This is a genomic window from Streptomyces sp. NPDC093111 (assembly GCF_040683955.1).
Lineage (GTDB): Bacteria > Actinomycetota > Actinomycetes > Streptomycetales > Streptomycetaceae > Streptomyces.
On record NZ_JBFBNW010000005.1, the window covers coordinates 406,726 to 432,309 of the forward strand.

At 72.9% G+C, this 25,584-nt stretch carries 26 protein-coding genes, 1 tRNA gene and 1 riboswitch; of the genes, 16 read left to right on the forward strand and 11 right to left on the reverse strand.

What is annotated here, in order from left to right; genetic code table 11:
* Window positions 1-4: 4 nt before the first annotated feature.
* From AB0Q96_RS11220 to AB0Q96_RS11230, 3 genes are all read left to right on the forward strand, one after another.
* On the forward strand, window positions 5-1,390 hold the full coding sequence (locus AB0Q96_RS11220) for an aspartate aminotransferase family protein (protein WP_365323974.1): 1,386 nt from the start codon (window positions 5-7) through the stop codon (window positions 1,388-1,390).
* Between the two features lie 98 nt (window positions 1,391-1,488).
* Complete coding sequence (locus AB0Q96_RS11225; protein ID WP_365323976.1) at window positions 1,489-2,127, forward strand: helix-turn-helix domain-containing protein; 639 nt, start codon at window positions 1,489-1,491, stop codon at window positions 2,125-2,127.
* 34 nt (window positions 2,128-2,161) lie between these two features.
* Window positions 2,162-2,314 carry a DUF6126 family protein gene (locus AB0Q96_RS11230; RefSeq protein WP_329426014.1) on the forward strand — a complete coding sequence of 51 codons (153 nt, stop codon included), beginning with the start codon at window positions 2,162-2,164 and terminating at the stop codon, window positions 2,312-2,314.
* 22 nt (window positions 2,315-2,336) lie between these two features.
* On the opposite strand, the gene AB0Q96_RS11235 is transcribed toward AB0Q96_RS11230, so the two are convergent.
* Window positions 2,337-3,134: a tyrosine-protein phosphatase gene (locus AB0Q96_RS11235; protein WP_365323978.1), complete on the reverse strand. Its 798-nt coding sequence runs from the start codon at window positions 3,132-3,134 to the stop codon at window positions 2,337-2,339.
* A gap of 373 nt (window positions 3,135-3,507) precedes the next feature.
* A riboswitch (cyclic di-AMP (ydaO/yuaA leader) is annotated at window positions 3,508-3,662 on the forward strand.
* Between the two features lie 4 nt (window positions 3,663-3,666).
* On the opposite strand from AB0Q96_RS11235, the gene AB0Q96_RS11240 reads away from it, so the two are divergent.
* Both AB0Q96_RS11240 and AB0Q96_RS11245 read left to right on the forward strand, forming a co-directional pair.
* The gene (locus tag AB0Q96_RS11240; protein ID WP_365323980.1) at window positions 3,667-4,638 is read left to right on the forward strand and encodes a LysM peptidoglycan-binding domain-containing M23 family metallopeptidase; all 972 of its coding nucleotides are present in this window, start codon (window positions 3,667-3,669) and stop codon (window positions 4,636-4,638) included.
* A 171-nt stretch (window positions 4,639-4,809) separates the two neighbouring features.
* Entirely contained in the window at window positions 4,810-5,604 is a 795-nt protein-coding gene (locus tag AB0Q96_RS11245) for an SGNH/GDSL hydrolase family protein (RefSeq protein WP_365323982.1), read from the forward strand.
* Here AB0Q96_RS11245 and AB0Q96_RS11250 read toward each other — a convergent pair.
* Genes AB0Q96_RS11250 through AB0Q96_RS11270 form a run of 5 tightly spaced genes read right to left on the reverse strand, consistent with a single transcriptional unit; the run spans window position 5,591 to window position 10,737 of the window.
* Window positions 5,591-6,457 carry an STM4011 family radical SAM protein gene (locus AB0Q96_RS11250; protein ID WP_365323984.1) on the reverse strand — a complete coding sequence of 289 codons (867 nt, stop codon included), beginning with the start codon at window positions 6,455-6,457 and terminating at the stop codon, window positions 5,591-5,593. The two genes, AB0Q96_RS11245 and AB0Q96_RS11250, sit on opposite strands and share 14 nt — an antisense overlap.
* Window positions 6,458-6,468: 11 nt before the next feature.
* Window positions 6,469-7,812 (reverse strand): STM4012 family radical SAM protein, encoded by a 1,344-nt coding sequence (locus tag AB0Q96_RS11255; RefSeq protein WP_365323986.1) that lies wholly within the window; start codon window positions 7,810-7,812, stop codon window positions 6,469-6,471.
* On the reverse strand, window positions 7,809-8,636 hold the full coding sequence (locus tag AB0Q96_RS11260) for an STM4013/SEN3800 family hydrolase (RefSeq protein ID WP_365324073.1): 828 nt from the start codon (window positions 8,634-8,636) through the stop codon (window positions 7,809-7,811). Before AB0Q96_RS11260 ends, AB0Q96_RS11255 begins: the two co-directional genes overlap by 4 nt.
* A 17-nt stretch (window positions 8,637-8,653) precedes the next feature.
* Entirely contained in the window at window positions 8,654-9,781 is a 1,128-nt protein-coding gene (locus AB0Q96_RS11265; RefSeq protein ID WP_365323988.1) for an STM4014 family protein, read from the reverse strand.
* Complete coding sequence (locus AB0Q96_RS11270; protein ID WP_365323990.1) at window positions 9,778-10,737, reverse strand: STM4015 family protein; 960 nt, start codon at window positions 10,735-10,737, stop codon at window positions 9,778-9,780. Before AB0Q96_RS11270 ends, AB0Q96_RS11265 begins: the two co-directional genes overlap by 4 nt.
* A 275-nt stretch (window positions 10,738-11,012) precedes the next feature.
* Here AB0Q96_RS11270 and AB0Q96_RS11275 point away from each other — a divergent pair, with 275 nt between their 5' ends.
* On the forward strand, window positions 11,013-12,128 hold the full coding sequence (locus AB0Q96_RS11275) for a hypothetical protein (protein ID WP_365323992.1): 1,116 nt from the start codon (window positions 11,013-11,015) through the stop codon (window positions 12,126-12,128).
* A 119-nt stretch (window positions 12,129-12,247) separates the two neighbouring features.
* Window positions 12,248-13,039, forward strand: coding sequence for an SIMPL domain-containing protein (locus AB0Q96_RS11280; RefSeq protein ID WP_365323994.1), 792 nt, complete (start codon window positions 12,248-12,250; stop codon window positions 13,037-13,039).
* Here AB0Q96_RS11280 and AB0Q96_RS11285 read toward each other — a convergent pair.
* The gene (locus AB0Q96_RS11285; protein WP_365323996.1) at window positions 13,024-13,740 is read right to left on the reverse strand and encodes a TetR family transcriptional regulator C-terminal domain-containing protein; all 717 of its coding nucleotides are present in this window, start codon (window positions 13,738-13,740) and stop codon (window positions 13,024-13,026) included. The two genes, AB0Q96_RS11280 and AB0Q96_RS11285, sit on opposite strands and share 16 nt — an antisense overlap.
* A 21-nt stretch (window positions 13,741-13,761) precedes the next feature.
* On the reverse strand, window positions 13,762-14,940 hold the full coding sequence (locus tag AB0Q96_RS11290) for a Glu/Leu/Phe/Val dehydrogenase dimerization domain-containing protein (protein WP_365323997.1): 1,179 nt from the start codon (window positions 14,938-14,940) through the stop codon (window positions 13,762-13,764).
* A 119-nt stretch (window positions 14,941-15,059) separates the two neighbouring features.
* Here AB0Q96_RS11290 and AB0Q96_RS11295 point away from each other — a divergent pair, with 119 nt between their 5' ends.
* The 6 genes from AB0Q96_RS11295 (at window position 15,060) to AB0Q96_RS11320 (ending at window position 20,583) form a co-directional block, all read left to right on the forward strand.
* A complete protein-coding gene (locus AB0Q96_RS11295; protein WP_365323999.1) occupies window positions 15,060-16,364 on the forward strand; it encodes an MBL fold metallo-hydrolase in 1,305 nt (434 codons plus the stop codon).
* Between the two features lie 325 nt (window positions 16,365-16,689).
* Entirely contained in the window at window positions 16,690-18,597 is a 1,908-nt protein-coding gene (locus AB0Q96_RS11300) for an ATP-binding protein (RefSeq protein ID WP_365324001.1), read from the forward strand.
* Window positions 18,598-18,604: 7 nt separating this feature from the next.
* Window positions 18,605-19,039: a roadblock/LC7 domain-containing protein gene (locus AB0Q96_RS11305; protein WP_365324003.1), complete on the forward strand. Its 435-nt coding sequence runs from the start codon at window positions 18,605-18,607 to the stop codon at window positions 19,037-19,039.
* A 2-nt stretch (window positions 19,040-19,041) separates the two neighbouring features.
* Window positions 19,042-19,413 carry a DUF742 domain-containing protein gene (locus tag AB0Q96_RS11310; RefSeq protein WP_046911061.1) on the forward strand — a complete coding sequence of 124 codons (372 nt, stop codon included), beginning with the start codon at window positions 19,042-19,044 and terminating at the stop codon, window positions 19,411-19,413.
* Window positions 19,391-20,014: an ATP/GTP-binding protein gene (locus AB0Q96_RS11315; protein ID WP_365324005.1), complete on the forward strand. Its 624-nt coding sequence runs from the start codon at window positions 19,391-19,393 to the stop codon at window positions 20,012-20,014. The genes AB0Q96_RS11310 and AB0Q96_RS11315 overlap by 23 nt, the downstream gene beginning before the upstream one ends.
* Window positions 20,011-20,583 carry a GAF domain-containing protein gene (locus AB0Q96_RS11320; protein WP_365324007.1) on the forward strand — a complete coding sequence of 191 codons (573 nt, stop codon included), beginning with the start codon at window positions 20,011-20,013 and terminating at the stop codon, window positions 20,581-20,583. The genes AB0Q96_RS11315 and AB0Q96_RS11320 overlap by 4 nt, the downstream gene beginning before the upstream one ends.
* A gap of 84 nt (window positions 20,584-20,667) precedes the next feature.
* On the opposite strand, the gene AB0Q96_RS11325 is transcribed toward AB0Q96_RS11320, so the two are convergent.
* Window positions 20,668-21,867, reverse strand: coding sequence for an acyl-CoA dehydrogenase family protein (locus AB0Q96_RS11325; RefSeq protein WP_365324009.1), 1,200 nt, complete (start codon window positions 21,865-21,867; stop codon window positions 20,668-20,670).
* 549 nt (window positions 21,868-22,416) lie between these two features.
* On the opposite strand from AB0Q96_RS11325, the gene AB0Q96_RS11330 reads away from it, so the two are divergent.
* Window positions 22,417-22,779, forward strand: a complete 363-nt coding sequence (locus tag AB0Q96_RS11330; protein ID WP_365324011.1) for an MmcQ/YjbR family DNA-binding protein — start codon at window positions 22,417-22,419, stop codon at window positions 22,777-22,779.
* Here AB0Q96_RS11330 and AB0Q96_RS11335 read toward each other — a convergent pair.
* Both AB0Q96_RS11335 and AB0Q96_RS11340 read right to left on the reverse strand, forming a co-directional pair.
* The gene (locus AB0Q96_RS11335; RefSeq protein ID WP_365324012.1) at window positions 22,772-23,665 is read right to left on the reverse strand and encodes a transketolase C-terminal domain-containing protein; all 894 of its coding nucleotides are present in this window, start codon (window positions 23,663-23,665) and stop codon (window positions 22,772-22,774) included. The genes AB0Q96_RS11330 and AB0Q96_RS11335 overlap by 8 nt on opposite strands.
* A 143-nt stretch (window positions 23,666-23,808) precedes the next feature.
* Entirely contained in the window at window positions 23,809-24,540 is a 732-nt protein-coding gene (locus tag AB0Q96_RS11340) for a transketolase (RefSeq protein WP_365324014.1), read from the reverse strand.
* A 125-nt stretch (window positions 24,541-24,665) separates the two neighbouring features.
* On the opposite strand from AB0Q96_RS11340, the gene AB0Q96_RS11345 reads away from it, so the two are divergent.
* Window positions 24,666-24,739, forward strand: a tRNA-Pro gene (locus AB0Q96_RS11345).
* Window positions 24,740-24,888: 149 nt separating this feature from the next.
* A complete protein-coding gene (locus AB0Q96_RS11350; RefSeq protein ID WP_365324016.1) occupies window positions 24,889-25,551 on the forward strand; it encodes a deoxynucleoside kinase in 663 nt (220 codons plus the stop codon).
* The last annotated feature ends 33 nt before the right edge of the window (window positions 25,552-25,584 follow it).

Here is a 25,584-nt window from a genome sequence, read left to right on the forward strand (position 1 = left end):
GGCCGTGACGGGCGACTTCGACCTGCGGGCGCTGCTCGCCGAGCGCGGCGGCGAGCGGTACGAGCTGCACGCCCGGCACCTCAACCACCAGCTCCCGCGCATGCTCCACACCCTCGGTTTCGACAAGGTGTACGAGCGGGCCGAGGGTGCCCACTTCTGGGACGCCGACGGGGCGGACTACCTGGACATGCTGGCCGGCTTCGGCGTCATGGGCCTGGGCCGGCACCACCCCGTCGTCCGCAAGGCGCTGCACGACGTCCTCGACGCCCAGCTCGCCGACCTCACCCGCTTCGACTGCCAGCCGCTGCCCGGCCTGCTCGCCGAGCGGCTGCTGGCCCACAGCCCCCACCTCGACCGGGTCTTCTTCGGCAACAGCGGCACCGAGGCCGTGGAGACCGCCCTCAAGTTCGCCCGCCGCGCCACCGGGCGGCCGAGGGTCCTCTACTGCTCCCACGCCTTCCACGGGCTGACCACGGGCTCGCTCTCGGTCAACGGCGAGGACGGCTTCCGGGACGGCTTCGGCCCGCTGCTGCCGGACACCGCGATCGGCCTCGGCGACCTCGACGCCCTGGAGCGGGAGCTGGGAAAGGGGGACGTGGCCGCGTTCGTCGTGGAGCCGATCCAGGGCAAGGGCGTCCTGGAGTCCCCGCCGGGCTTCCTCCGCGCCGCCCAGGAGCTGTTGCACCGGCACGGCGCGCTGCTGATCGCCGACGAGGTGCAGACCGGCCTCGGCCGGACCGGCGACTTCTACGCGTACCAGCACGAGGAAGGGGTCGAGCCGGACCTGGTCTGCGTCGCCAAGGCGCTCTCCGGCGGCTACGTGCCGGTCGGCGCCACCCTCGGCAAGGACTGGATCTTCAAGAAGGTCTACTCGTCGATGGACCGGGTCCTGGTTCACTCGGCCAGCTTCGGGGCCAACGCGCAGGCCATGGCGGCCGGGCTCGCGGTGCTGTCGGTCATGGAGACGGAGGGCACCGTCGCCCACGTCCGGCGGATCGGCGACCTGCTGGGCTCGCGGCTGCGGGAGCTCGTGCCGCGCTACGAGCTGCTCAAGGAGGTCCGGGGCCGCGGGCTGATGATCGGCATCGAGTTCGGCCGCCCGTCCTCCCTGGGGCTGCGCAGCCGCTGGACGATGCTCCAGGCGGCCCGCAAGGGCCTCTTCGCCCAGATGGTCGTGGTCCCGCTGCTCCAGCGGCACCGGATCCTCACCCAGGTGTCGGGCGACCACCTGGAAGTGATCAAGCTGATCCCGCCGCTCGTCGTCGACGAGGCGGACGTGGACCGCTTCGTGACCGCCTTCACGGCGGTCATGGACGACGCCCACGGCGGCGGCGGACTGATGTGGGACTTCGGGAAGACGCTGGTCAAACAGGCGGTCGCGCAGCGCTGACCGCCGCGGAGGGCACCCGGGGGAGGGCCGGAGCTCCGGTCTTTTGCCTCTGGGGCAAGAAACTTGCCTCAGAGGCACGAACCTGGCGGAATGGACGCATGGACCACGTCTCCGGGGAATCCTCCCCGGACCCTGCCGCCCCCGGCGCGCCCGACGTCCTGCCGGACGTCGCCCCGCAGCTGCGGGCCCTGCGCCGCCGCCGCGGGCTCACCCTGGAGGCCGCCGCCCAGCGGGCCGGGCTCTCGCCCGCCCACCTGTCCCGCCTGGAGACGGGGAACCGGCAGCCCTCGCTGCCGATGCTGCTCGCCCTGTCCCGTATCTACGGTACGACGGTCTCCGAGCTGCTGGGCGAGACCCCGCCCGAGCACGACCCGGTCGTCCGGGCCGGGCGCTCCGAACCGGTCGAGGCCGACGGCTGGATCTACCGCCAGGCCGGCGGCGCCGGGCGCGCCCTGCAGTGCCTGCGCGTGCACGTGCCCTACGCCACCCGCGCCGACATCGTGCGGGTCCACCCCGGCGAGGAGTGGATCCACGTCCTGGAGGGCCGCGTGCGGCTCGCCCTCGGCGACGCGGTGCACGTCCTCGATCCCGGGGACAGCGCGCACTTCGACTCGCTCACCCCGCACCGCATCGGCGCCGCCACCCGGGCCGGGGCCGAGCTGCTCTTCGTCCACACCCTGATGCAGAGTCCCGTCGCCGAGCTGTGCCTCGGTGACGGAACCCCGCACCGGCGCTGACCCTCCGAGTCCCCCGACCGTGGAAAGGACCGACATGTCCCAGAACTCCGTACCGGACACCGGCGAAGAGCGTGGCAACGGCAAGTTCCCCAAGGGGCTGGTGCTCCGCCTCTTCGCCTACCTGATCGCCGGGCACCTCTTCGCCGGCTTCCTCTACCTGCTGTTCGCGATGGGCGGCGGGCAGTAGCGACCGGGAGGGCGCGCGCGGGCTACGCCTCGACGAGCAGCCGCTCGCGCAGCCGCTCCCGGGTCTCCGGGGCGAGCCCCAGGCCCTCCGTCAGGTAGGCGTCGACCGAGCCCCAGGTCTCCTCGATGGTCGTGAAGGCGGCCCGCAGGTACTCCACCCGCGCGTCGAAGAGCGGGCTCAGCAGCTCCATCACCTCGGGCGTCATGGCGTCCTCGGCGGTGGAGCTGCGCTGCACCTTGTACCGGCGGTGCGGCTCGTTCGACTTCACGTAGTCCGCCTCGATCGCCTCGCGCTCGACGCCGAGGGCGAGCAGCGTGATCGCGATGGACAGACCGGCGCGGTCCTTGCCGGCGGCACAGTGCATCAGGGCCGGGACGCTCTCCTCGGCCATCGCGTGCAGGATGCGGCTGTGGTCGGCCGTCCGCTCCACGATCATCTTCTGGTACGACTCGGACATCCGGGCCGCGGCCTTGCCGTCGCCCAGGATCTCGCGCAGCTGCGTCAGGTCGCCCGAGCGCACCAGCTTCCAGAACTCCTTTCCGTCGGCGGGGTCGTTGAGGGGTATGTTCACGTTCCGCACGCCGGGCAGCTCCACGTCCGCCCCCTCCATGCGCCGGTCGGCCTCGTTGCGGAAGTCGAAGACGGTGTGCAAGGCGAGGGTGGCGAGAAACGTCGCGTCCTCCGCCGTGGCGTGCGCCAGATGGCCGCTGCGGAAGAGGCGTCCGGCGCGCACGCTCCGTCCGTCCACCGTCGGCAGCCCGCCGAGGTCGCGGAAGTTGCGAACGCCGGTCAGCTCGGGTTCGGTCGTCGTCTGCGTCACGGATGCTCCTGGTCTCGCGATGGGTTCCTGAGGCAATCATCCAGGTGAGGAGCCCCGACCGCACCCCCTCGGGCTGGAATGGGCGTTCTGCCCGAATTGAACCGTTAGGGGTAACGCGCCCTGATACCGGGGGAGATGAGATCCGGTGCGTGAGCAGGGTCATAGACGTGACGGACCGTGCCTGATCGTCTTTTCCAAATTCCCTTCCGGAAAGGGAAATCGAGGGACCGTCATCCACGCAGGGTGACCGTAATTCCGGCCGGAAATCGCGCCTGAGTCACTGTCGGAAAATCGGTGGCTTGTTCCCGCCCACCCGCCTCGTCTAGCGTCGCGCTCAATCCGGACGGACCGCCTAATCCTGCCGCCGCCCGGAATCCGCACACCACCCGTACAAGGCAGGAGCGGGGGACCCAGGTACTACGCCGATCCCTCGAACAAGGACGGCTCGGGGTGAAGCCGCGCGTGAGCGCGGCCGGACATCTCCAGTCCGAACCCGACAGCTCACCTCGCAGGCGACGGAGAGGAATTCACCATGCCCGCGAAGGGTAAGCACCGCCGTCCCAAGGTCAACCCGATCACCCGCGGGTTCGTCGCCGCCGGCACCGGTGGCGCCGTCGTCGCCCTGCCGCTCATCGGCGCGACCGGCGCGCACGCCGCCGAGCAGGCCGCCCCGGTCGCGAAGGCCCCGCAGGCCGTCGCCGCCGCGGCCCCCGCCCAGGCCCCGGCCGCCGCGCCCGCCGCCGCCCCCAAGGCGTACACCGTCGTCCGAGGCGACTACCTGTCCAAGATCGCCGGTGAGCACCACCTGGCCGGCGGCTGGCAGAAGCTCTACCGCGACAACCGCCAGGTCGTCGGCGAGAACCCCTCGCTGATCCTCCCCGGCATGAAGCTCACCCTCGGCGCCAAGAGCACCGCCAAGGCCCAGGCGCCGAAGGCCGCCGCCCCCGAGCGCACCGCGCAGAGCGCCGGCGACGGCACCCGCGCCTCCCGTGGCGACGCGCGTTCCTCGGCCGCCGCCTCGACGGACTCGTCGTCCTCCGCGTCGACCTCTTCCTCTTCCTCCGCCGCGTCCTCCTCGGCCGGGCAGACCTCCTCCTCCGGCTGGGTCACCCCCATCGCCGGCGGCGCCGTCTCCACCCCGTACCGGGCCTCCGGCTCGATGTGGTCCTCCGGCTACCACACCGGTGTCGACTTCATCGCCTCCACCGGCACCACCGTCCGCGCGGTCGGACCGGGCACCGTCTACTCGGCCGGCTGGGGCGGCGCGTACGGCAACCAGGTCGTCATCCAGCACGCCGACGGCACCTTCTCGCAGTACGGCCACCTCTCCTCGCTCTCCGTCTCCGCCGGCCAGACGGTCAGCGGCGGCCAGCAGATCGGCCTCTCCGGCGCGACCGGCAACGTCACCGGACCCCACCTGCACTTCGAGATGCGCACCGGGCCGGAGTACGGCTCCGACATCGACCCGCTGGCCGTCCTGCGCCAGCACGGCGTCAGCATCTGAGGAGGCTGACCCCGCGAACTCCACGGGTTCACCCCGCGGGCCCGGCACCCACGTGCCGGGCCCGTGGTGTATTCCGGCTTGGCGGAATCTTTATCGGTGGCATATGTCACCCGCCGTCAACCCCTCCTTACGGTCGCGTAGGTCACATCCATAAGGGAAAGATGTGTTCCCGTGGCAGACGATTCGAGAACAAGAGACAAGAACGCATTCGGGTCGTACGCGGCGATCGGTGACAGCTTCACGGAGGGCGTCGGCGACCCCGGCCCCGACGGGACGTACGTCGGATGGGCGGACCGGTTCGCGGTCCTGCTCGCCGACCAGCTGCCGGAGAACGACGCCTTCCGCTACGCCAACCTGGCGGTGCGGGGGCGCCTTCTCGACCAGATCGTCGCGGAGCAGGTCCCGCGGGCGAAGGAGCTCGCCCCCGACCTGGTGACCTTCTGCGCCGGCGGCAACGACATCATCCGCCCCGGCACCGACCCCGACGACGTGGCCGAGCGCTTCGAGCGCGCGGTCGCCGACCTGACCTCCGCCGTGGGCACCGTCATGGTGACGACCGGCTTCGACACGCGCGACGTACCCGTCCTGAAGCACCTGCGCGGGAAGATCGCCACCTACACCGCCCACGTCCGGAGCATCGCCGACCGCTACGACTGCCCGGTGCTCGACCTGTGGTCGCTGAAGTCGGTCCAGGACCGACGGGCCTGGGACGACGACCGGCTCCACCTGTCGGCCGAGGGGCACACCCGGGTCGCGCTGCGCGCCGCCCAGGTCCTCGGTCTGCCGGTGCCGGCCGACCCGGACCAGCCGTGGCCGCCGCGGCCTCCGCGCGGCACCCTGGAGGTCCGCAAGGACGACATCCACTGGGCGAAGGAGTACCTGGTCCCCTGGATCGGGCGCCGCCTGCGCGGCGAGAGCTCCGGGGACCACGTCGAGGCCAAGCGCCCCGACCTCATGCCCCTCTAGGCGCCCCCGGCAGGCCGGCCGGTATCCGCTCCAGGACACCGCCGGCGAACACGTCGTACAGCGGCAGCGTCTCCAGGTGGACGTAGCCGATGTGGCAGTCGCAGACGGCGAGCGGACAGGGCCGCGGGCGCAGCGCGGCCCGGTACGAGCCGTCGTACAGGTTGCCCAGTTCGGCCCTGACGAAGTGGCAGCGCCGCACCGTCCCGTCGCCGTCCACCGAGACGACCGACTCGCCGGTGCGGCACGGCAGCCCGGCCGAGCGGTGCGGATGCCGGCTGTACGGGAAGAGGGGGTCGAGGAGCGTCCAGTCCTCGGCCTCCTCGTCGGTGTACGCGTGGCCCTCGGCCGCGTTCACCCACAGGTAGACGCCGGCCGGCAGCTCGGCGCGCAGCCGGCGCGCGGCGGCCAGGTGCTCCGGCAGGCCGACGATCCCCACGCTGAAGCGGATGCCGCGCCCGGCGAGCGCGTGGCACTTGCCGAGGAACCGCTCGTACGGGGTCTGGCCCGGGTGGTAGGTGCACCAGAGGGCCACCGTGTCCGGGTCGGCCTCGTCGAGCCACTCCGTACGGCAGCTCAGGTTGGTCTGGATCGCCACCCGCTCCACGTGCGGCAGCCGGGAGAGCTCGACCAGCGCGCGCCGGTACCAGGACCGCGTCAGGCCCTCGCCCCACGGGGTGAACAGGACGCGCAGCCGGTCCTCCCGCCGTTCCGCCGCCCAGCCCGCGAAGCGTTCCAGGGCCGCCCGGTCGGCCGTGAGGGCCGCGCGGCTGTCGCGGCGCTTGGCGAACGGGCAGTACGGGCAGTCGTAGTCGCAGGAGGCCAGCGGGCCCCGGTACAGCAGGGTCAGATCCATGCCGGGCCCCGCTACTTCGCCTCGTACGCGGCCATCGCCGCCCGCACCGCCGGGGAGAACAGCTCGGGGCCGAGCCCGTCCGAGTGCGCGAGGCCCTCCGGGGAGAGCCGGAGCAGCCCGCCGGGCGCGTCCCCGTCCAGCCAGCCCAGCTCCTCGAAGCGGGCGAGCTCGGCCGGGAAGTCCGCGAAGGGCGAGGCGCCGAAGCGGGCCGTGTAGTCGCCCGTCTCCATGCCCTCGGCCTGGAGCAGCGACTGGAGCAGATGGCGGCGGCGGGCCTCGTCCGGGTCGGTCGGGCGGCCCACCTCGGCCCGGGAGAAGTCGGCCGTGTCCGTGTACGCGTCGATGATCGAACGGATCTCGCGCGTGCCCACCGCGTAGTCGAAGGAGTAGTGCAGCCGCGAGGTGTAGGAGCGGGCGCCGCAGCCCAGGCCGATCATGCCGTCGGTCTGGCAGGCGTGGTCGTCGGGGCCGAGCGCGGGCGCGTCCGCGCGCCGGAACATGCGCATCGACACCTGCCGGTAGCCGCGGGCGAGGAGGTGGTCCCGGCCGTGCCGGTACAGCCGCAGCCGCTGCTCGTCCCACTCCCGGTCGGCGTCCTGCCCGCCGGTGTGCCGGCCGAGACCGGTGAGCGGGCGGACGTACAGCGGGTAGAGGTAGAGCTCCTCGGGCCGCCACTGGAGCGCGGCGTCGAGCGACCGGCGCCAGGACGCCTCGGTCTGGCCGTCGATGCCGTAGATGAGGTCGATGTTGAGGACCGGGACGCCGGTGTCCCGGATGCGTCCGAGGGCGGCCTCGACGTCGGCGCGGCGCTGCGGGCGCACGGCGGCCCGGGCCTCGGCCTCGACGAAGCTCTGCACGCCGATGCTCAGCCGGGTCGCGCCCCGCTCGGCGAGGACCGCGAGCCGGTCGGCGGTCGCCGTGGCCGGGGAGGTCTCCACGGACAGCGGCACCGCCCGCAGGTCGGCCCCCATCCGCAGCTCGGCGATGTCGCAGAGCCGCTCCAGCTCGGCGGCGGACAGGTAGGTGGGCGTGCCGCCGCCGAACGCGGCCGTGGCGAACCGCACCGGCGCCGCGTCCCCGAGCGCCTCGCGCACCGCCACCGCCTGCCGGTCCAGCGCGTCGAGGTAGCGGGTGGTCAGCTCGTCGGGGGCGCCGATCCGGGTGAACAGGTTGCAGAAGCCGCAGCGGACCTCGCAGAAGGGTATGTGGGCGTAGAGGGAGAGCGCGTCCTTCGGCTCGTCCGCCCAGAGCGCGTCGAGCGGGGGCCGCTCGTCGAGCGGGCGGTACGCGGTCTTGTGCGGGTAGGCGTAGACGTAGCTGCGGTACGGGCGGGGCGTCTCGGTCGAGCGGGTCATGCGGCGTTCTCCATGCTGTCCGGGCCAGGCAGGACGAAGTGTGCATACGGCACATTCCATACGCTCTCATGGCCGAGCCGGTGCCCGGTGAACCCGTCGTCCCCGTAGGCGGTGCCGTGGTCGGAGCAGACGACCGCGAAGCAGGCGCGGCGGCTGCTCATGGCCGCGAACAGGCGCCCGATGTGCCGGTCGACGTACTCCAGGGCGGCGGCGTGGGTGGCCCGCGAGTCGCCCGCCTCCCGGGTCGCGCCCGGCCGGTGGAACCAGTTGGGCTGGTGCAGGGCGGACACGTTCACGAACAGGAAGAGGCGCCGGTCGCGGGGGAGGGCGGCGACGACCTCCTCGGCGCGCTCCACCTGCGACTCGAAGGAGGTCGGCGAGGCGACCCCGAACGAGGGCTCCCAGTGGCTCTCCTGGAACAGGCCGGGCAGGACCGTGCCGAGCGGGGGCCGCCGGTTGAAGAAGCCGACCCCGCCGACGCACACGGTCCGGTAGCCCTCGTGCGCGAGCGCCGACACCAGGTCGGGCGTCTCGTGGAAGACGTAGGTCCCGTCGGCGGTGGTCTCGCTGCCCGCGAAGGAGGCGGCGAAGAGCCTCGGGTGCGGTCCCGGGGTGGCCGGGGTGGGCAGGAAGCCGGCGAAGATCGCCTGGTGGGAGGCGTAGGTGAAGCTGCCGGGCGCGTGCCGGAGCTCCCAGGCGCCGCCGGGCAGATGGCGGGCCAGGTTCGGGATGCGGCCCTCGGCGGCGAGCTCGGCGGCCACGTCGTACCGCAGGGTGTCCAGGGTGACGAGCAGCAGGTCGTGGCTGCCGACGATCCGGTTCATGTCCAGGGCGGGCGGGGTCACGAGCTGCTCGTTCCTGTCGGTCGGTGCGTGCGGAGGTAGCCGGCGAGCTGCGCCGCGTAGGTGTCCAGGCCCTCGGCCCCGCTCCCCGGCAGACCGGTGAGGCCGGGCAGCAGGTCGCCGAAGGCGTTGACCTCGCCCACCGCGAAGCGGCGCCAGCCGGTGGCGGGCAGCAGGTCCACGCCGACGCAGCGGGTGCCGGGGAAGGCCGCGGCGGCCCGCTCGCAGACGTCCAGGGCGTCGGCGAACCGCCCGCCCGCGGCGCCGATCGCGGCGCGCGCCGCGTCCAGGTCGCCCCGGGCGCCGCCCAGGTGCAGGTTGGTCAGGGGCGAGCGGCTGGTGCGCACGACGGCGTGGGTGGCCCGGCCGTCGACGACGACCACCCGCAGGTCGGCCGAGCGCCCGCCGAGCGCGGCCTTGGGGAGCCAGCGCTCGACGTGCAGGCCGTCCGGGGCGAGCGCGTCCACGAGGGCCGCGACCTCGCGCTCGGTCGTGTAGCGGCGCACCCGCAGCGAGTTGTGCAGCCGCCCGGCCTCGTCCCGCTCGACCGAGGTGGTGGCCTGCGCGCGGCCCGAGGCGGCGGTCTCCAGGGCGAGCACCCCGGAGGCGGAGGAGCCGTGCGCCGGTTTCACGAAGACCCGGCGCATCCCCGGGCCGGCCGTGAGCGCGCGCACGTCGTCCCAGCCGCGTACGGGCGGGGCGGCCGGGCCCGAGGTCGGCGCGTGCGGCACGGGAACCCCGGCCGCGAGGAGCCGGCCGTGCCCGAGCCGCTTGTCGAAGAGGACGGCGAGCTCGTCCGGGTCGCCGAGCAGCACCGCGCCGGCCGTCCGCACCTCGGCGGCGAGCCCGTGCACCGCCGCCGTGAAGCGCGCGTACCAGCGTGCGGTGCCCTCGACCCGGGTCGGCTCCGGCACGCCCCGCAGCAGCCGGTCGACCTCCGGCTCCTCGCCGGGGGAGTCGAGCCGCACGAGCTCGCCCGGGTGGAAGCGGGCCCCGCCCCGCAGCACGTCGAGCCACGGCACGACCCGCGGCCGGGGCAGCCCGGCGGCGAGCGCCGCGTCCTGGAAGAGCCGCACCCGGCGGCCCTCCGGGTTGCCGACGACGGCGAGGGGCGGGGCGCCGCTCACTCGGCGACCGCCACGTACCGGTAGAACTCGCCGTCGCCGTCGTCCTCGGGCACCTGCGCGTCGTCGAGGTCGACCGTCACCCCATGGGGCGCGAGGGCCGCCGTCACCCGCTCGGCGGTCTGTGCCGACAGGTAGTGGTGGGCGAGCCCGAGCCGGCGCAGATGGGTCAGCGACCGCCCGGCGAGCAGTGCCTCCGCACCCTTGTCGGTGAGCACGCCCATGGACAGGTCGAGCTCCTCCAGCCGGGCGACGACCGGCGCGGCGGCCACGGCGGCGGCGACCTCGTCCTGGAGGTGGCTGTTGCGCAGCCCGAGCCGTCGCAGCGCGGGCAGCCGGTCCCCGGCCAGCAGCGGCGCCAGGTCGGCGGGCGTCGCGTCCGCCCCGTACTCCTCGGTGCCGAGCCACAGCTCCAGCCGCTCCAGGGCGGGCAGCTCGCTGGCCGCGACGCCCCGCACGACGTCGGCGCCCAGGCCGCCGCTCTCCAGGACCAGGGTGCGCAGCGCGGTGTGCCGCACGGGCGGGAACGCGAGCCCGTTGCCGCCGCGTACCCCGAGCTCCCGCAGCCGCGGGTAGGCGGCGAGCAGCGGGCCGACGTCGGACTGGACGATCCAGGAGATCTCGCACTCCTCGACGGTCATGTCGCCGAGGAACAGCGCCTCCAGGCCGGTGAGCCGGTCGTTCGCGCCCATGAGCGCCGTCACGATCCCGGCGGAGGAGGTGTCGTACGCCTCCTCCCAGCCGCCGACCACGACGGCCCGCACCCGGCCGGTCTCCACCGTCGCCAGGAAGCGCTCGAACAGGGGCCCCCACTCCTCGTCCCCGGGATCCGCGTACGTCGGCGCGGAGAGCCGCCACGCCACCGAGGCCGGGTCGGGCAGCTGGACCGCGGCGCCCGGCGCCGGGAACTCGAACACGGGCAGGCCGTGGAACTCCTGCAGGTGAACCCCAATGGTCATGAGCGCTCCCGTACTCCGGACACCAAACGGCGTTGATCGGCTGATGGCAGAAGTTCTACCAAGGGGCACTGACAAGGCGAGGGGGCGGGTCGGCATCTGCCCGACGGGGCGGGCTCGCGCGTGTCAGAGCCGGATATCCAATGATTCATCAGATAATCCTCGGAATTGACCGAAGGGATCGCCAGGGCCCGCTGAGTCCCGCTGAGTTCCGCTGGGTCCCGCCGGGTCCCGCCGAGCGTCGGCCGGTGTCCCCGGCCCGAGAGGAGGGGGCACGCGTGCCCGTCCGCCGCGTCCTCACCGCCCTGTTGTGCGCTGTCGCCGCGCTGTTCGCCCCGGCCCACGCCGCCGGTGCCGCGACGGCGCGCGCGCCGCTCCCGCCCTCGTTCACCATCACGGGGCTCGACCTCCACGACACGCAGATCACCCGCTTCGGCGACACTTACTACATGTACGGCTCCATGTACGCCTGCGGCTACGAGTGGTACGTCGCCAACACCCCCTGGTGCGGCTTCGGCGTCTCCACCGCCCCCACGCCCCAAGGGCCGTGGAGCACCCCCAAGGCTCTCTTCGACCCGACCACCGTCGACCCCTGGAGCGACGACTCCTGGCAGGTCACCTGCGGCGGCACCGGCCAGGGCTGCTTCAACCCGCGCATGATCCGCCGCTCCGGATGGGGCCGCGACGACGGCGTCTTCATCCTCTGGTTCAACAGCCCCCGGCACTACTCCGTCGACAACCGGACGAACGCCTACAACGCGATGGGCTGCGCCTCCGCGGCCGGGCCCTGCGGCCCCGGCGTCACCCCCAACGGCTCGTACAACAAACCCACCCTCAAGATCTGCGCCGGCAACGGCGACTTCGGCTTCATCCAGTCCGGCAGCCCCGGCGGCCGCCCCGCCGTCGTCTGCACCCTCCCCGGAGCCGCCCAGCTCAACATCGAGGAACTCGACCAGTGGGGCAGCGGTGGCCGGGGCGTCGGCGTCCGCAAGGTCGCCGGACTGGGCGACGTCGAGGGCCCCGGCGGCTGGTGGGACCCCGTCGCGCGCCGCTACGTCCTCACCTACGCCGACCGCGCCTGCGGCTACTGCGCGGGCACCTCGATCGGCTACGCCACCGCCCCCTCGCTGTACTCCGGGTGGACCGCCCCCGGCAACGTCGGCTGGAGCGCGCCCCCGAACGGACGCCGCGTCTTCGACGGCACCAGCTGCGGCGGCCAGCCGCGCACCGTGACCGTCCTCGACGGACAGCCCTGGCAGATCATCGACCTCTGGCTCGGCACCCGCAACGAGACGGCCGCCGCCACCCACCTCGTCCCGCTGTCCTACACCCCCACGCCGGGCGTCGCCGGCGACGGCCAGGTGTGGCGTCCGCCGCTCGCGCTCGCCTGCTGACCCGGCGGCAGGCGTCCGGAGAGGTGAAGGACACGGGCGTCCCAGGAGTGGCGCTGCGCCGGTGAGGGCGCCGCCTGGTGGGATGTGCGCGCCGACCACCATCCCCGAAGGGACCACCCATGACGCCCCGTCGCCCCGGAACCAAGACCGCCCGCACCCCCGTCCGCACCGTGCGCGCGCTCGCCGTCGGCGCCGCCCTCGGCGGCGTGCTGCTCGGCGCCGCGGCCCCCGCCGTCGCCGCCGGGTCCGGGGGGACGGCCCGCCACGCCGCCGTACGGGCCGCCGCGCCCACCACCGTCTCGGTCAGCGGCAGCGGCCGGGCGTCCGCCGCGCCCGACATCGCCGTGGTCTCGGTCGGCGTCGAGGCCACCCGCAAGACCGCCAAGGAGGCGATGGCCGCCCAGAGCGCGGCGGCCACGGCCCTCCTCGACGCCCTGAAGCGGCAGGGCGTCGCCGACCGGGACATCCGCACCGAGAGCCTGTCCCTCTCGCCCGTCTACACCCAGACCGCCGAGGGCGAGAGCAAGGTGACGGGCTATCAGGCCGGGCAGAGCTTCTCCGTGAAGGTCCGTGACATCGACAAGGCCGGACAGGTCGTCGGCGCGGTCGGCGACGCCACCGGGGACGCGGGCCGCGTCAACGGCGTCTCCTTCGACGTCTCCGACCCGACCGCGCTGCGCGCCCAGGCCCGCGACGCCGCCTTCCGCGACGCGCGCGCCAAGGCCGCCCGGTACGCCGAACTCAGCGGTCACCGCCTGGGCCGGCTGGTCTCGCTCACCGAGGGCGACAGCGTCCGCCCGACCCCCGGCGCACTCCCGAGCGCCCCCGCCGACGGCGGCGCGAGCGTCCCCCTCGCCCCCGGCGAGATCGAGGAGCACGTGACGGTCTCGGCCGTCTACGAGCTGGTCTGAGGCGACGACGGCGGGGCGGAACCGGCCTCAGGGCCGGGCGCCGCCCCCTCCACCGCGTCCTCGGCCGCCTCCGAGGGCGCCCCCGCGCCCGCCCCCGCGGCCTCGAACGAGGCCACTCCCAGCTCCCGGGCGAGCGCCCCGTCCGCCCACTCCAGCAGCGTGGCGCGGGGGAGTGCGCCCGCGTACGCGGTCGTCTGGACGGCCAGGCCGTCCAGGAAGGCGGTGAGCCGCCAGGCCGAGGCGGCCGGGTCGGGGCAGCCGAACTCCCCGGCCGCCACGCCCTCGGCGATCACCCGGGTCAGGGCGGCCTTCCACTCCCGGTCCAGCGCCCCGGCGACCTCGCGCAGCGCGGGTTCGCGCAGGGACGCCGCCCAGCCCTCGATCCACAGGCGCCAGCCCTTGGCCTGGCCGGTCGGCGCGTACCAGCGGACTGCCGCCCGCAGCCGGCGCAGCGCCGTGGTCCGGCGGCCCAGCACCCGCCGCAGCCGGGCCAGGTCCTCCTCGGCCGCGTGCGCGAAGGCCGCCGCGACCAGCTGTTCCTTGGTCGCGAAGTGGTACAGGACCAGCGCGTTGCTGACCCCGAGCTCCGCCGCCACGTCCGCGATCCGGACCGCCGCGACGCCCTTCGCCTCGATCCGGCCGACGGCCGCCCGGAGCAGCGCCTCGCGCCGCTCCGCCGCATCCAGCCTCACACGCGCCATGCTCCGTACCCACCCGTCCCGTCAGTACCAGCCGTACCGCTGGGCGATCTCCGGCAGCCGTTCCTCCACCAGCGCGTGCGCCGCCGCGCGCGGGGTGGTGCCGTCCGCCTCCGCCCGGTCGAGCATCCGGCCCACCAGTTCTCGCATGGCCCGCCTGACCTGCGCGAAAGCCGCCTCCGCGTCCGCCTTCACATCGCCGAAGAGGGTCCACCACCACCAGGCGTTCGTGCCCGAATTGACCACGACGTCCGGCAGGACGACGGTCCCGCGCGCCGCGAGCAGCCGCTCGGCCTCCGGGAGCACCGGCATGTTGGCCGCCTCGACGATCAGCCGGGCCCGCACCCGCTGCTGGTTCCCCGTGTCCACGGCGTACGACACGGCGGCCGGCACCAGCACCTCCGCGTCCACCGCCAGCCACGCGTCCCCGGCCTCCTCGCGGTCCCCGGGCCGCAGCACCACCCGGTCCACCGCGCCGTGCGCGTCCCGCGCCGCGAGCAGCGCCTCGACGTCCAGGCCGTCCGGGTTCACGATCGTGCCCCGCACGTCGGCCACGGCGACCACCCGCAGCCCCGCCCGGGCCAGGAAGCGCGCGGTGGCCCCGCCCATCGTCCCGAAGCCCTGCACCGAGACGCGGGCTCCCGCGTACGGGGTCCCCGCCCGGTCGAGGGCCGCCAGGGCCGCCTCGGCCACCCCGCAGCCGCCGACCAGCTCGTCCAGACCGATCCCGTCCACCTCCAGGGCGAACGCGTCGGCGAGCCGCGCGCGGGCCGCCGCCTCGTCGTCGAGCAGCGGGTACACCGCCTGGATCGAGGAGACCAGCCCCGCCTCCGCCGCCGCCCGGTCCACCAGGTCCTGGGTGAGACCCAGGTCCTCGCCGGTGGTCCAGAAGCGCTCGATGTACGGCCGCATCGCCCGCAGGTAGCGCACGAGCACCCCGTACGCCTCGGGGGACCGCGGATCGCAGTCGATGCCGCCCTTGGCGCCGCCCAGCGGCACGTAGCGCGCCGACGGGTCGTAGTGCAGGGCCTCCTTCATGGTCATCCCGCGGGCCAGGCCGGCGACCTCCTCGGCCGTGCACCCCTCGCGCATCCGCAGACCGCCGCTGGCCACCCCGCGCACCAGCCGGTCCACGACCAGATGGCCGCGGCGGCCCGTCACGTGGTCGGTCCATCCGACGCTCAACAGCGGGGCGGTGCTCATCGGCGTACTCCTCGGTACTTCCGGTCCTACTGAATGATGGTTCAGTATCACCGATCGTCCGGGCGCCGGACCCCGCGGGCCGCCCATAATGAAAAGATCCTCGACTTTCAGGAGGTCCTGTGACCGGCACTGGCCCCGACCACTCACTGCGGGCACGGTTGCGCGCGCTGCGCCCCGAGGCATTCGGCGCCGACCCCACGGGGGAGCGCCTGGCGCGCATCCGCCGTTCCCCGAACTTCGCGGACGGCGTCTTCCGGAACCCGGAGGAGGCCCGGCACCGGCCGACCGGCTCGACGGTCGAGTTCGCGAAGATCTACTTCGAGAAGGAGGCGCGGGCGCGCCGAGCCCCCACCGGCACGATCCCCGTCCACCCGACCACCCTCGCCGACCTGGCCCGCCCGCCCGCCTCCGGGCTCCGGATCACCTGGATGGGGCACTCCAGCGTCCTCGCCGAGATCGACGGCCGCCGGGTCCTCTTCGACCCGGTCTGGGGCGACCGCTGCTCGCCCTTCGCCTTCGCCGGGCCCAAGCGCCTGCATCCGGTGCCCGTACCGCTGGCGGCGCTCGGTCCGGTCGACGTCGTGGTGATCTCCCACGACCACTACGACCACCTGGACCTGCCGACGATCAAGGCGCTGGCCGGCACGGACACCCACTTCGCGGTGCCGCTGGGCGTCGGCGCCCACCTGGAGCGCTGGGGCGTGCCCGCCTCCCGGCTGCGCGAGCTGGACTGGAACGAGTCCACCGAGATCCACGACCTGCGGCTGACCGCGACCCCGGCCCGCCACTTCTGCGGGCGCGGCCTGCGCAACCAGCAGCACACCCTGTGGGCCTCCTGGGCCGTCGAGGGGCCCGGGCACCGGATCTACCACAGCGGCGACACCGGCTACTTCTCCGGCTTCAAGGACATCGGCGCCGCCCACGGCCCCTTCGACGTCACCATGATCCAGATCGGGGCGTACTCCGAGTACTGGCCCGACATCCACATGACCCCCGCCGAGGGCGTGCGCGCCCACCTCGACCTCCAGGGCGGCAGCCCGCACGGCGTCATGCTGCCCATCCACTGGGGCACCTTCAACCTCGCCCCGCACCCGTGGGCCGAGCCGGGCGAGGGCACCGTCGCCGCCGGCGCCGAGACCGGGCAGCGGCTCGCGCTGCCCCGGCCCGGGGAGCCCTTCGAGCCGGGCGCGGCGGCACTGCCCGACGCCCCCTGGTGGCGGACGGTCGCGCACGCCCCCGAGGGCGGCTGGGACGCCCTCGACGGTGCCACCCGGGTCGGCGCGGACACCGGGGCGGCCGACGCGGACGTGAACGCGAAGACGGCCGACGCGAACGCGAACGCGAAGACGGGCGGCGTGAACGCGGCGGAGGAGCGGCGTGCGGGCAGCGGGCGGAGCGCGCAGGAGGCCGCTCCCACTCCCTAGTCCGCGCCCCCCGGATCGGATTCCGGTCGGGGGCGCATTCCGCGCGGGGCGGAGGTGTATGTACACCTCCGCCCCCTTCCGTTCCCGCCTCCGTTACCCCTCCGACGGGTTTCGGCCGACAGGTATCGGCCTGTCGTGTGAAGGGTGCTAGCAGACCCGGGCTCCCGACGGGGTAAGTTTGCCAACTGCGCACCGCACATGAACGGTTGACCACTACAGTGGCTGCCTGGTGATCATCGGTAGGCTCATCACACCCACGTAGTTCTCCTCCTCGTAGCGCACCCCCCGTAGTACGCCGATTCCTGGGCACGTACCAAGGACACTCATGTCTCAACTTCGCGCACCCGCCGCGCGGTCCGAACGCCGCGAGGGCGGGCGCCACGGCCGGTCGGGCGCCCGCAACACCGCCGGCCCGACCGCCGCCGGCTCCGCACAGACACCCGCGCAGCTTCCGGCCGAGGCGCGCATACGGCCTCAACTCCTGCGCACCTCCGTGCTCCCGGCCGTCGCGGTCGCGCTCGGCGGCGCCGCCGCCGTGCTCTTCACCATCCGCTCCTCCGGGGCCGAGGTCACGCCGGGCCTCTGGGCCGCGCTCACCGGAGCCGCCGCGCTCACGGTCGCCTCGGTGACCGCCGCCGCCCTCGGTGCCGACCGGGCGGCCAAGGCGGTCATCGACCGCGCCAACGCACTGCGCCGCAGCAGCGCCCGCGGCCAGAGCGAACTGCGTACGGTCGTCGAACAGTTGCGCAGGGGCGAGACGCCGGAACCCCGCACCACGGCCCCGGCCGGCACCGGATCGAGTGACGAATTCGACCTGCTCGCCCACGAACTGACGCGTTCTCACGAAGCCGCCGTCAGCGCCGTCGTGCAGGCCTCCCGGCTCTCCAGCAGCGTCGGGAACGAACAGAAGGTCGAGGTCTTCGTCAACCTCGCCCGCCGGCTCCAGTCCCTCGTCCACCGCGAGATCCAGCTCCTCGACGAGCTGGAGAACGAGGTCGAGGACCCCGAGCTTCTCAAGGGCCTGTTCCACGTCGACCACCTCGCGACCCGCATCCGCCGGCACGCGGAGAACCTCGCCGTCCTCGGCGGCGCCATCTCCCGTCGCCAGTGGTCCAACCCGGTCACCATGACCGAGGTGCTGCGCTCCTCCATCGCCGAGGTCGAGCAGTACCCGCGGGTGAAGCTGGTCCCGCCGATCGACGGTACGCTCCGGGGCCATGCCGTCGCCGACGTCATCCACCTGCTCGCCGAGCTGGTCGAGAACGCCACCGTGTTCTCCGCGCCGCACACCACGGTGCTGCTGCGCGCCCAGTACGTCACGGCCGGCCTCGCCATCGAGGTCGAGGACCGCGGCCTGGGCATGCCCGTCACCGAGCAGAACAAGATGAACGCCCTGCTCGCCGACCCCGACCAGGTCAACGTCGCGCACCTGCTCCAGGACGGGCGCATCGGACTCTTCGTGGTCTCCGCGCTCGCCCGGCGCCACGGCATCGCCGTCCGGCTCCAGTCCAACATCTACGGCGGCGTCCAGGCCGTCCTCGTCCTGCCGCAGGGACTCCTCGGCGCCGACCCCGAGGGCCTCGCCCGCACCGAGAACCGGAACACCGCACCGGCTCCGGCCGCCGTCCCGCAGGCCCAGGCCGCACCCCCGGCGGCCCGGCCCGTCCCCGCACCCGCCCCGATCCCGGCGGTCACCCCGGCCGCGGCCCCCGCCCCGGCCCCGCTCCACGCCCCGGCCCCCCACCGCGCCCCCGTGCAGGCCCCGGCCCCGATGGCGCCCGCGCCCGCCCACGTACCCGCCCCGGCGCCCGTACCGGTGCACGCGCAGACGCGGACGCAGGCACCCACGCAGGGCCCGGCGTACGGGCAGGCACACATCCCGCCCCTCCCGGTCTACGCCGAAGCGGCCCCCGCCGCGTCCGGCCTGCCCGGCGTCCCGCCCCAGCCCAGCCACGCCGAGCCCGCACGGCCCGGCGGATCCTTCCCCGCCCCGACGTCCGAGGTCCCCCCGGCCCCGCGCGCCGGAGCGTCGGGCAGGCCCGTCCTCCCCAAGCGGCGCGCCCAGGAACACCTCGTCCCGCAGCTGCGCGACGAGCCCACGGCCCGCAAGCCCGAGGAGCACGCCCTGCACGACCCGGGCCTGATGGCCGCCTTCCAGCGCGGCATCGGACTCGCAGAATCCCAGCCCGCCCCCCGTGAACCGCTGCGTCCAGGCGACGAGCACAAGGAGTAGATGCACCATGGCGAGCAATGTGCCGAACGGCCATTCCTCGGATCTCGACTGGCTGCTGAGCGGTCTGGTCCAGCGGGTCCCGTACACCCGTAACGCCGTTCTGCTCTCCTCCGACGGCCTGGTGAAGTCCGTCCACGGCCTCGACCCCGACGCGGCCGACCACATGGCCGCGCTGGCCTCCGGGCTGTACTCGCTCGGGCGCAGCGCCGGCGCGCGGTTCGGCGACGGCGGCGAGGTGCGCCAGGTCGTGGTCGAGCTGGACTCCACCCTGCTCTTCGTCTCCACCGCCGGGTCCGGCACCTGTCTCGCCGTCCTGGCGGGCCGCGAGGCGGACGCCGCCGTCCTCGGCTACGAGATGGCGATGCTCGTCAAGAGCGTGCGGCCGTACCTGGTCACCCCGGCCAGACAGGCCGCCGGCGCGGCGGGCAGTGCGGGACATTGAGTATGGGGTCCCACCAGGAAGGACCCTGGCTCGACGACGCGGCCGGCCGGCTGATCCGTCCGTACACCGTCAGCGGCGGCCGGACGAAGCCGACCGCCGCGCTCGACCTGCTGTCGATGGTGATGGCGACCGGCAGCAGCCCGCAGCCGCACATGGGACCCGAGCACAGCCTGGCTCTCGGGCTGTGCGGCGGCCCCACCTCGGTGGCGGAGATCGCGGCGCACTTACGGCTTCCGGCCGTCGTCACCAAGGTCCTGCTCTCCGACCTCGTGGACTGCGGGGCGATCACCGCCCGCGCGCCCCGCTTCCACGCCAATCCAACCGACCGTTCCTTGCTGGAGGCAGTGCTCGATGGCCTACGACAACGGCTCTGAGCGCCACGAGAGCTTCGCCGGCGACCCCTTTCCCACCGCGCTGAAGATCCTGGTGGCGGGCGGGTTCGGGGTGGGCAAGACCACCTTCGTGGGCGCGGTGAGCGAGATCGAACCGCTCAGCACCGAGGAGCTGCTGACCTCGGTCAGCGCGGCCACCGACAGCCTGGAGGGCGTGGAGTCCAAGACCACGACCACCGTCGCCATGGACTTCGGGCGGATCACCCTCGACGACCGCAACGTGCTCTACCTGTTCGGCACCCCCGGCCAGGAGCGCTTCTGGTTCATGTGGGACGAGCTGTCCGAGGGCGCCCTCGGCGCGGTCGTCCTCGCCGACACCCGCCGCCTCCAGGCATGCTTCTCCGCCGTCGACTTCTTCGAGCGGCGCGGCATCGGGTTCGTGGTGGCCGTCAACGAGTTCGACGGGGCGCACCGCTACGACCCCGACGAGATCCGGTCGGCCCTCGACCTCAAGCCGACCGTGCCGGTCCTGCTCTGCGACGCCCGGATATCCAGCTCCGGCATCCGTACCCTGCTGACCCTCGTCCAGCACCTCCTCACCACCTTCCCGGCCGCCGTGCCGAGCTACGGAGCCACGACATGACCTACGACCCGACCGGTCATATGCTGCTCACTCCCGTCGACAACGAGGCGCCCGCCCGGGTCCGCCGCCTGCGTGAACTGGGCCTCGGCGAGCAGCCCGACCCGGCCTTCGACGAATTCGCCCGCCGCCTCGCCGACGTGACCGGCGCGCCCTTCTCGATGGTCAACTTCATCGACGAGAACCGGCAGTTCTTCGCCGGACTGCACACCCCGGCCGGCACCCACTCCGGCTCCGACCTCGGTGCGGCGGCGGCCGGCAGCGGCGGCGTCGGCCGCTTCATGGCCCGCGACCACGGCTACTGCCCGCACGTGGTGGTGCGCCGCAAGGCCCTGGTCCTGGAGGACGTCTGCGACTACCCGCGGTTCGCGGGCAACCCGGTGGTGGACGAGATCGGCATCCGCTCGTACATGGGCGCCCCGCTGATCGACCGGACCGGGGTCGCGCTGGGCACCATCTGCGTGGTCGACACGGACGTACGTCCCTGGGGACGGGCCGGCCTGGAGACGATCAAGGCGATGGCGGCCGAGCTGGTGGAGCAGATCCACCGCCGTGAGGAGGGCATGATCTGACGGCACCCGCCGTCACCTCGTACGGGTGCCCCGGTGTTCGGCTCCTTCGCCGGACTCCGGGGCACGGTTCTTCGGTGGACTTCCTCAGCAGCCCGCTGGTTCCATGCGGACCACGTCGGACAGGCGCTCCGACCAGCTTCCCTTGTCCTGTCCGAGGGCGACCTCGGCGAGACGGAGGAGCTGGATGTCGGAGGTGCCGGCGGGGGCGAAGATGTGGTGCGCGTCGCGGAGGTACCGCTCGATGGGGCGGTCGGCGAAGAGGCCCGCGGCGGCGTGGATCTCCATGGCGTTGCGGCCGGAGTCGATGGCGGACTCGACGTTGACCAGTTTCGCGTTCATCAGCTCGGTGTCGCAGGACATGCCCTGGTCGAGCATGTGTACGGCATGGTAGGCGGCGAGCCGGGCCGTCATCAGACGCGACTGCATCTGGCCCAACTTCAGCTTGACGGTGGGGAGTTCGGACAGGGGGTTGCCGTAGCGGATGCGTTCGGTGGCGAACTTTGTGGTCTCCTCCAGAATGGCCTGATGAATGCCCAGTGACACGGCCGTCAGGTTGGCCCTGCCGTAGAGGACGCTCGAGGAGTACGCGACGGCCAGGCCGTCCCCCTCGTCGCCGAGCCGGTTGGAGGCCGGGACACGGCAGTTCTCGAAGATGAGCTCGCCGAAACTGAACCCGTGCAGGCCCATGGCCGACTGCTGGGGACCGGTCCTGAACCCGGGGCGATCGGACTCGACCAGGAATGCGGTGAGTCCCTTCGATCCCGGACCTGTCCTGACCACGACACCGTGCAGGTCGCCGACATGGCTGTTGCCGACGTACACCTTGTTGCCGTTGAGGATGTAGTCGTCTCCGTCGCGTTCCGCGGTCGCGGACATGCCGAGGACGTGCCCCCCGGATTCCGGTTCGGTGACCGCGATGGTCGGCAGGCACTCGCCGGCCGCGATGGCCGGAAGCCAGGTCTTGCGCTGCTCGTCGCTGCCGAAGTGCACGATCTTCGCCGTGCCGAGTTGCGAGGCCTGGACCATGGCGCCCATCGCGCCGCTGACCCGGGACAGCTCCTCGATGATGATGGTTTTGGCCAGATGGCCCGCGCCCATCCCGCCGTACTCATGGCTGATAGTCGCGCCCAGCCAGCCCTGCGCGGCGATCAGCCGGGACAGTTCGTGGTGGACCGAGCGTGACGCCTCCATCTCGGGTATCCGTGGCCGAACCTCACTCTCCGCGAAGTGCCGCACCGTCTCTCGGAGTTGATGATGCAGTCGGCTGCTGAAGTAGCCGTCCATACGAGTCCCTCCCCTGCGAAACGCCTGCTCGCCTAGTGGTTCGAGCAGGTGGTGCATCGGCAGTGGTCCCGTCCCGAGCAGGCCGACCACTTCATGGTGTTGATCTTTCTCGGGCGGATCAATATCGCCACCAAGTTTGTCCGAAACCGGAACGGTTGACGATTGTTTCCGACTGTGTTGTGCGCGATGTTGGCCTGCTCAGTCCGGCCCGAAGGTCATTCCCCGAGGGCATCTTTCTGCCACATGCCAACGGCAAAGGTTTCGTGGGCATATGGCGGCGAGGCCCCTCGGATCGCCACATGCGTCACTTCTGCACCAAAGAGACGGCATTCCGGAAGTGCCCCCGAAGGGCGTGAGGCCAGGAACCGCAAGGCCTGTGGGCCCTTCGCGGCTCCCGGGCAAGTCTCGCGCACGCCGGAAGGGGCGCACAGAGGCATTGACGGGCGCAGCAGCGCGTCACTGAGCGTAGGGGGTGTCAGTGACGGAGTGTGCGCGGGCGCGTGCGCCGCTCTGCGCCCCTCGCCCGCCGAGAGGCCGTACGGTCGGGACATGGCCACTTCTGATGACGTGCGCAGGATCGCCCTCTCCCTGCCGGAGGCGGTGGAGAAGACGGCTTGGGGCATGCCCACCTTCCGGGCCGGCCAAGGGGGCCGGATGTTCGCCTCGCTGGACGACACCGATCAAGTGATGGGCGTGAAGTGTCCGAAGGAGGACAGGGCGGAGCTGATCGCGGCCGAACCCGACAAGTTCTTCCTCCGCGAGGGGCACGACGACGGGTACGCCTGGATCAGGGTCCGGCTCGACGCCCTCGACGACGAGGAGGAGCTGCGGGCGATCCTCGCCGACTCCTGGCGCCAGGCCGCGACCCGCGCGCTGCTCGACCGGCACCCCGAGTACGGCGGGCTCACCTGAGGAAGGCGGCGATCCGGGCCCGCAGGCCGGCCGGGTCGAGGCCCTGACCGGTCAGGTGCTCCTCGATCGTCCCGTACCGGCGCAGCTCCCGGCGCCCGATGCCGAGCCCGAGCACCCGGTGGGGCACCTCGGCCAGGGCGTCGTTCGCCGCCGCCGTCGAGGTCCCTTCGAGATACGGCTCCACCAGGACGACGTCGGGCCGGGCGGCGCCCACCGCCCGGCGCAGCGTCTCCCCGTCGAAGGGGCGCACGGTCGTCGCGTACAGCACGCTCACGTCAAGCCCCTCCGTCGCCGCCAGCACGTTGTCGAGCATCGGCCCGACCGCGACGACGACGCCCCGCGAGCCCTCCCGCAGCACGCTGAACCCGCTCCGGGCGCGCGGCCGGGCCTGGGCGTTGGCGTGCACCGACAGGCGCACGTACACGGACCCCTCGCCCGCCACGGCCTCCCGCACCAGGGCCTCCGCCTCGTCGGGGTGCCCCGGCACGTGCACGGTCCAGCCGTCCAGGGTGTCCATCAGGGCCACGTCGCCGGGCGCCATGTGCGTGAAGCCGGCGGCCGGCGAGTCGTACGAGCCGCCGGCGCTGACCAGCACGCCGTGCACGCCCTGGTGCTCGAAGTCCAGCTTCAGCTGCTCGAAGGGCCGCTCGACCAGGAAGCTGGCGAAGGTGTGCATGAGCGGCCGCATCCCGGTGAGCGCGATCCCGCCCCCCGCCCCGATCAGCAGCTGCTCGCGGATCCCGACGTTCAGCACCCGGTCGGGGTGCCGCTGCGCGGCCTCCTGGAACGCGGCCCAGCTGATCTCGGCGAGCACGACCGCGAGCCGGGGGTCGTCGTCGAGCAGACGGGTGGTGGTGGCGATGAAACGTTCACGCATGGTGTCCATGGGGGCGGGTCTCCTCGGGGGTGCTCAGGGGCTGGGGCTGGGGCTGGGGGGCTGGAAGTGTGGGGGACGCCAGAGACGGCACGGGTGTCACGGGTGTCACGGGTGCCACGGGTGTCAGAGATGTCAGGGGCGGCCGGCGGCCGTCACGCGTCCTGTGCCTCGACGCGGGCGACGACGGCGCGCGGCCGTCCCGGGTGCGGGGCGGTGAAGGCGGCGTACAGGGCCTCGTGGTCACGCCCGTCCACGGTCTCGGCGGACCACCCGGCCGCCTCGAAACGCGAGGCGATGCCGCCGGGCCAGCCGTAGGTGGCGGAGCTGTTGTCGATCACCAGCGTGTGCAGCTGTTCGAGACCGGCCGGCCCGGCGTAGCCGATGGCCTCGTGGTTGCTGCCCTCGTCGAGCTCCGCGTCGCCGATCAGCACCCACACCCGCGGGTCGGTGAGCCCCTGCGCCCGCAGCCCGAGCACGCTCCCCACCGCGAGCGGCAGCCCGTGGCCGAGCGACCCGCTGCTGATCTCGGCGCCCGGCACGAGCGTCCGGTCCGGGTGGTACCCGAGCGGGGACCCGTACGCCCCGAAACCACCGAGTAGCTCCTCGCCGAGGAAGCCCTTGGCGGCCAGCACCGCGTAGTACGCCATGGGCCCGTGCCCCTTCGACAGCAGGAAGCGGTCCCGCCCCTGATCGTCCACGGTTCCGGGCGAGACCCGCAGGACGCGGTCGTAGAGGACCCAGAGCGCGTCGAGGGTGGAGGTGGCGGCCGTGGAGTGCTTCTCGTCCCCGGTCATCAGGGACATCAGCCGGTGCAGCTCGCGGACGGCGTCCCCGGGTTCGGCCGACGGGAACGGCGCGGACGGTGTGTACGTCGTGTTCGTCATGACGTACACCGTGCTACCTCAAGCGCACTTGAGGTCAAGGGTCGAACTGGTTCGTGACCACCCGGGGAAGTGCGGTATGGTTCTCATGCGCGTTCGGCCGGGGAAACCCCAGGTCAGACGGGCACCGGGACGTGGCGCAGCTTGGTAGCGCACTTGACTGGGGGTCAAGGGGTCGCAGGTTCAAATCCTGTCGTCCCGACTGTGCGGAAACGCAGTCGGAGGTCGTTCTCTCGTTCACGAGAGGACGGCCTTTCGTGTTTCTCCGGTGGTGGGCCGGTCGCGGACTGTCCCCGTGGTGCGGGCAGCCCGTCCCGCCCGCGAACAGAGGTCCCCAGGGAGAAGTGAGGAATGTCAGTGATCTGCGTCGGCGGCATGATCGGCATCGGCAAGACGAGTGTGGCCGAGCTGCTGGCCAAGGAGCTCGGCAGCGAGGTCTTCTACGAGAGCGTGGACGACAACCCCATCCTGCCGCTCTTCTACACGGCGAGCGCCGAGGAGATCCAGGCGAAGCGCTACCCCTTCCTGCTCCAGCTGTACTTCCTGCAGACGCGGTTCGCCTCCATCAAGGAGGCGTACAAGCAGGGCGACAACGTCCTCGACCGCTCCATCTACGAGGACTGGTACTTCGCCAAGGTCAATCACGACCTGGGCCGCATCAGCTCCCTGGAGATGGGGGTGTACGAGGGCCTGCTGAACGAGATGATGCGCGAGATCGACGGCCTGCCGTACCGCAAGGCCCCCGACCTCATGGTCTACCTCAAGGCGGACTTCGAGACGGTGCTGCGGCGCATCGGTCTGCGCGGGCGCGACTTCGAGCAGGACGAGGCGCTCGTCGAGTACTACCGGGTGCTGTGGTCCGGCTACGACGACTGGGTGCACAAGCACTACTCGGCCAGCGAGGTCCTCGTCATCGACATGAACCGCACCGACGTCGTGAACGTCCCCGCCGACGCGGCCCGCGTGGCCCGCGAGGTCAGGGAGGCCCTGGCCGCCGCCAAGAGCCGCGCCTGAGCCACCCCGGAAGGCCGCTCTCCCCGCACGGGA